The 289-nt window shown below is 43.9% G+C and carries 1 pseudogene; it reads right to left on the reverse strand.

Annotated features, from left to right (window positions below):
- A pseudogene (locus tag NF418_RS10410) lies at window positions 1-289 on the reverse strand (hypothetical protein); the annotation flags it as partial.

The following is a 289-nucleotide window of genomic DNA, read 5'->3' on the forward strand; positions in this document are numbered from 1 at the left end:
TCGACAACTTTCTCAACACCGTCTGTTGTGACAGTGACTGGGACAGTGATTTCACGTGTTTCTTCGTCATCTTTCCAATCTGTGATGTCTGGTGTACCTGTCAACTTGCCGTTTTCATCTACTGAAACGCCGTTAACTGGTTCAGATGGTGTAATCACTGTGTTTGGTGATTCTGGTGTAACAACTGTTGTATCTGAAACTGGCTGACCTTCAACTACCGTTGCTGGAGTTACGGTTGTATCCGTATTTGGTGTCTTAGGATCTGTACCATTTTGTTTCTCAACGTCGT

Origin of the sequence: Streptococcus suis (assembly GCF_024509555.1) — a bacterium.
GTDB lineage: Bacteria > Bacillota > Bacilli > Lactobacillales > Streptococcaceae > Streptococcus > Streptococcus suis_AD.